The 3,416-nt window shown below is 60.9% G+C and carries 3 protein-coding genes; all 3 read left to right on the forward strand.

Annotated elements, in window-relative coordinates; translation table 11 throughout:
* A partial coding sequence (locus WCB02_RS41750) for a carbohydrate porin (RefSeq protein ID WP_423968817.1) occupies positions 1–492 on the forward strand: 492 nt, incomplete at its 5' end.
* A gap of 101 nt (positions 493–593) precedes the next feature.
* Positions 594–1,106, forward strand: a complete 513-nt coding sequence (locus tag WCB02_RS41755) for a carbohydrate porin (protein ID WP_423968820.1) — start codon at positions 594–596, stop codon at positions 1,104–1,106.
* Between the two features lie 1,710 nt (positions 1,107–2,816).
* Positions 2,817–3,140 carry a DUF736 domain-containing protein gene (locus tag WCB02_RS41760; protein ID WP_423968823.1) on the forward strand — a complete coding sequence of 108 codons (324 nt, stop codon included), beginning with the start codon at positions 2,817–2,819 and terminating at the stop codon, positions 3,138–3,140.
* The last annotated feature ends 276 nt before the right edge of the window (positions 3,141–3,416 follow it).

Below are 3,416 nucleotides of genomic sequence, written 5' to 3' on the forward strand. Positions count from 1 at the left end.
GTGTATATCGGTGTCCGCCCATGGAGCGGCACCGATATATACATCGATCCGGAAATCACGCAGGGGTACGGTCTCGACCAGACCCGCGGTGTCGCCGCCTTCCCCAACTTCGACCCACAAAAGGCAAGCTTCCCGGTGCCGCGATTCAACCTAGCTCGCATTTACGTGCAGCAGACGTTCGGCCTTGGCTGGGAACAGGAGACGATCGAAGACGGCCCCAATCAACTGCCCAGCCAGAAGGATATCGATCGCATCACTGTGATCGCCGGCAAGCTTGCGGTCACGGATTTCTTCGACCGGAACGCCTATGCCGGCGACGGGCGAACGGAATTTATGAACTGGCAACTGGCCTGCTGCGGCGCTTACGACTGGACCATGGACCAGATCAGCTACACCTGGGTGCCATGGCCGAGCTCAATCAAAAATCCTGGGCGTTTCGCGCCGGCTATTTCTTGGTCCCCGCCGTCTCGAATAGCAATGTCTTTGACATGAATTTTCCGGACGGCGAGTATATCGGCGAGCTCGAATTGCGTTACTCGCTGTTATCGGAGTCCGGCAAATTGCGTCTGATGGCCTAGGCCAATCACGCCAATATGGGCAGCTACGCCGCCGCGCTCGCCGAGCCGTTGACGACGCCGACTTATCCCGACATCACGCTGGTGCGGCAGGTTCGGACCAATTATGGCTTTGGTGCCAATCTCGAACAGGCGATCACCACCGATCTCGGAATGTTTGCCCGGGCAAGTTGGAGTCCCGGTCTCGACGAAATCATCGGCTGGACCGATTGCGACGAAAGCATTTCGGTGGGCTTTGCGCTCAAGGGAACGGCCTGGGGCCGCGCGAATGATACGATTGGCATCGGCGGAGTAGTGGAAGGGCTCTCGCCCGAGGCGCGCGCCTACTTCGCCGCTGGCGGGCTTGGCATCTTGATTGGTGATGGCGCGCTCAACTACCGGCCAGAGAAGGTGCTGGAGAGCTATTACTCGTACGGCCTCAACCGTTTGACTTCACTCACGTTCGACTATCAGCTCATCGCCGATCCCGGATACAATGCCGATCGCGGGCCGGTCAACGTCTTTTCCGGCCGGCTGCACGCACGGTTTTGAGACGGATCTCCTGCCGTCAGGATGTGACCCCGGCTGTGCCTTGGATCGGACACGCGAACGGATCGTCGGAGCAACTTGGGATGACCACGGCGTCAGCGAACTGATATCCGGCTCGTGCATGCTCGGTGGATTACTCAGAGACCTCGCGTTCAGGTCGTCGGCAAACTTGCGCCGGATGATTGTGAGAACCTGCAGGATTGCTTGGTCTGCATCTGCTCGCGCAGGCACCCGGCAACGGCTGGGACAGAGTATCGCTTGATGCGGTGCTTCGCAGGGAGCAAGGCGCCGCAAGCTTGAGGATCAGCGCGACCTGACCCGCGCGTTACGGTCATCGACCGCGACAAGGTTGGCGCAGATCGGCGCCGAGAAGTACGGCCCGTCGAGCTTGGCCAGTCTCACGGACAATCCGCCGTGACCTGTTGGCAAACATTGCTCCGAAGGTGATATTGCTGTTGTCGAGCAAGTCTGCTCACCGAGTTTCTGCGCATTCGCCCCGATCTCGAGGGAAATCCTGACCGGAGCAATTCGCAACCAGATTTGTCGCGTCGACAACCGTCACCGTGGTGTCAAGACGAGCGAGACCATCATATAGTCGTCGGCGTCGGCGGGATCAGCGATGCTAAGCGCAGTGGCGAGTGCCTTGGCAACCGCCGGGATCGCCGTCGGATCATACCAAGGATGTTACGGCCGGCCAGGGCTCCTTGATCAATTTATCGAACTGACGGGATCGAACGGCCTGCGAGCGCGGTAGACAAATTCCTTACGCCGTATTCTTCAGGTTCTGGCACATGGTCAGCGAAACCGTGGAGTTCCTTGTTGGAGCAGGGCCGTTCGGCGCCATCTCCATCGGCTCTTTCGCTGCTCGGTTTACACTTGTGGCCAGGCAAGTCGCGTTCGCGGTCGCACGCTCTGGCATTGTCCGCTTTGTCATCGGGCTGTTGTTTGCACTTCCTGCGGCCCGCGCGCTGGCTACGATGTATCCCCTCGGAATGGTGGCGCGAGGTCATCGGTGCCATCACCATCGGTGGTACCGCCTGGGCACGCTTGACGATCGTAGGGAAACCCGCTCCGGAGAGCGGTGTTGGGTCGGTCCCAGCCCAATCGCTCATGGAGTGGCGGCCGCGAGCAGGTGACGCTGAGGTCCCATCGTCTGTTAGTTATGAGATCGGTGCAATCAGAGCTCGTCAGATAACCGGGGGGCCTCGTGGGCCCTCACGCGCTTCGTTGGAGATAGGCGATCTCCACAGGGAGACTTTGAACCAGTGGTGACCCGGCCCGTGCATGGGGTTCGGTCCATTTCAACGAAGTGGGCCGCCTTTCTGCACGCCAGGCTATCTTTTTTTTCGCCGGGAATGCCGGTTCTCTTGTGACTTCCGATTGATCGCTGGCACGTCTCCAGAATGCCGTTCGGCGCACGCGAGCACCAAGGCCTCTCATTGGCTCGATCTGGCCGAAGGCCGGCTGCGCCTCGATCGCCTGGACCGCAATGGCGGCGGTGAGACTTTCTTCCCCTGGGCGTACCACCCCACGCGCAAGTGCGCGCGGGGACCCCGGTTTGCCCATTCCTCGCGCGGGCCAAGAAAGTCCCCCCGCCGCCATCCTCCGCTGCGCTACGGCCCGAGCGGGGTGCGGCGTCGATCGCCTTCGGCTTTCAGATCGCCATCGAGGCCGCGGTGGTCGCGGGCTCGAAACAAGCTAAGGAGAAGTGACATGGCTAACATCGGTTCATTCAAGAAGTCCGGCCAGGAATTCCAGGGCGAAATCGTTACCCTGAGCCTCCAGACCAAGGGCGTCCGCATCGTCCCCGAGAGCGACCGCACCAACGACAGCGCGCCGAGCCACCGGGTCTACGTAGGTCGCGCTGAGATCGGAGCCGCATGGCCGAAGCGCTCCAGCGAGGGCCGCGATTATCTCTCGGTCAAGCTGGACGATCCGAGCTTCAACGCTCCGATCTACGCCAACCTCTTCGACGACGAAGGCGCCGAGACCTATACCCTGATCTGGTCCCGCAGCCGCAAGTCCAGCGGCGACTGAGCCAGGGCACCATGCGAATGCCCCGCTCATCCGAGCGGGGCATTTTCCTCCGCCTGCGGTGCACCTTGCTTGCTTGAGACGGCAAGGCGGACTGGGTGTCCGTGACGGTGTCGAGGTCGAACGCGGGCAGCTCCCGCTAGAAAATTCGCTCCTCACGGATCAGCGCAGCGCGGAACCGAAGTCCGAGTAGGACTAAAATCGCGCTGTCATTGAACGAAGACGAGGTTGGCTTGGCCGTTCAATCGGCCGACCCTTCAATCGTTTTGACAACCTGAC

This window comes from Bradyrhizobium sp. (genome assembly GCF_049581145.1).
Classification (GTDB): domain Bacteria; phylum Pseudomonadota; class Alphaproteobacteria; order Rhizobiales; family Xanthobacteraceae; genus Bradyrhizobium.

Excerpts from the sequence above, each read along its gene's own strand:
- WCB02_RS41755 (WP_423968820.1), top strand. The coding sequence starts at position 594 with ATGGGCAGCTACGCCGCCGCGCTCGCCGAGCCGTTGACGACGCCGACT.
- WCB02_RS41760 (WP_423968823.1), top strand. The coding sequence starts at position 2,817 with ATGGCTAACATCGGTTCATTCAAGAAGTCCGGCCAGGAATTCCAGGGC.